The organism is Arthrobacter agilis (assembly GCF_002953615.1).
Lineage (GTDB): Bacteria > Actinomycetota > Actinomycetes > Actinomycetales > Micrococcaceae > Arthrobacter_D > Arthrobacter_D agilis_B.
The window spans coordinates 3,471,557-3,473,545 of the sequence record NZ_CP024915.1 but is presented as its reverse complement, the minus strand read 5'-3'; the positions used below and the strand labels follow the sequence as shown (position 1 = coordinate 3,473,545).

1 protein-coding gene is annotated in these 1,989 nt (G+C 59.4%); it reads right to left on the bottom strand.

Going from position 1 to position 1,989, the window contains the following annotated elements; translation table 11 throughout:
• Positions 1-13 precede the first annotated feature (13 nt).
• Positions 14-1,989 (bottom strand): matrixin family metalloprotease (locus tag CVO76_RS17575; protein ID WP_208740250.1); only part of this gene is annotated, 1,976 nt, incomplete at its 5' end.

Here is a 1,989-nt window from a genome sequence, read left to right as displayed (position 1 = left end):
CTTTCTCGTTTAGCTAGGCGAATACGACGCCATCAAGACCGGCCATCGTTTGAGCACGACGGCGATTTGTCTCCTGATGCCGCGCGAGTTGTTCGGGATTGAACCCGACCGGCCCGTTGTAGTTGTTGACTACGGCGGGCCCTCCCCCATTTGCGAGTGCTTGCATTTCGCGGTTCGTGAAGATGTATTCCGGCTTGCCCGTCTTGTTCTGCACGAGCTGAGGCCGTCCACCATTCGGGGACAGCACACCACCGTTGTCATAAAGGGTCGGGGCAGTTGATGCGCCGCCGCCGAAGAACTCCTTCACCTTCCCGAACACATTTCCCGCGATCTCCTTGATCCCGTTCTTAATGTCCGTGACAATCTTCACGACCTGCTCAATACCTGTCTTAGCAAGGCCAGCGGCAGCATCAATGAACATGCCACCACCAGGGAACGCCGCCTTCAACTTCCCAGCCAGAGCGTCAACGAGACCGTCGAACGGGTTCTCATTCCCCGCACCAGCCCGACCAGTGCCACCCGGGTACAGGGCTTGCAGGTTCCGAATATCAGTACCCGTAGGAACAGGCGACTGAGACGCAAGGTTCGGGTGCATGATCGAACGCATACCCGAGTTGTGCGGCAGACCCAACACGTGGCCGATCTCATGCGCCGCAGTAGTACGACGCTGAGTAGGCGACAACTGATTCACCCAACCCGACGCCAAACTGATGTCACCGTTGCTGTACGCGTAACCAAGGATCTGATTACCCAGCGGCCGTAGCGTGGCAGTCATCGAAGGCGAACCGTTGCCGGCCCGCACCTTCAAACCAGCCGCACCATCCCACAAAGAAGCAGCACCAGGGATGTTCCACGAACCCGCACCAACCGACCGCACATACGCAGCCCCAGCATCCTTAAACGACTGCTGCAACCCACCAAAAAACAAGGCCGACGAACCATCAGCAAGCCGACCAGACGCAGCACCATGAGCCAGTGACGCGAGACGGTCCTTACCGATCGCCGAGGTCTGGGCTTTCGTGAACACGTACTCGCCCTTATGGACGTGACCAGCGAACTCACTCGCCGCACCATCACCCGTGTACCCGCCCTTCTGAAAACCAGGAGGCAACGCGAGCTTTTTGATGTTCACGCCGGGGATCGTGTTGAACCGATCGATCAGGCCCTCATTGATGAACCCGATACCAGCGCGGATCGGCTCCTTGACGGCCTCACGGATCGCATCCCACGCCGAACCGATACCGTTCTTGGCAGCCTCAAACGCAGCCGGCAATGCCTCCACACCCGTTTTGAGCGCGTTGAAAACGGGCTTGATCTTGTTGTTCCAGACGCCCGAGATGGTGTCCCGGATCCCGTTCCAGACCGGCTTGATGATGTCGTTGTAGAGCCACGAGAAGATGACCCCAACGGCCTTGAAGACCATCTGGAGTCCCGGCAGGAACGTTGTGCGGAACCAGTCCGCCACCCCGCCAATGAATGACTTGATGGCACCCCACACGTTCTGGATGATCTTGCGCCCGGTATCGGTCTGCGAGAAGAAATAGACCAGACCGCCCACGAGAGCAGCAACCGCCGCGACAACGATGCCGATTGGGTTGGCGGTTAGGGCAGCATTCATCAGCCACTGACCCGCAGCAGCGGCCTTAGCCGCGACAGCCTGAGCTTTCGTGACCAGGATGTGCGCGTTGGTCGCAATCGTCGTCGCCAGGATGCGGCCCTGAAACAGCAGCCAGACCGCCGCAGCAGCAGACAGAACCGTCATCAGCCCGGTAACACCCGCCTCAGAAGACGTAATGCCACTGATGAACCCGGCAAGCCCCATCAGCAGCCCAGTGATGACCGGCGCGAGCACCTTGAGGGCGATAGTGAGCCCTGAGACGATCACGGACGCTAACTGACCGGCAATCACCGCCAGTTGCCCAATGATCGACGTGACCTGAGGTAGTACCGGCAGCAGCGCCTCGAAGATCAACCGAACAGGGCTCACGG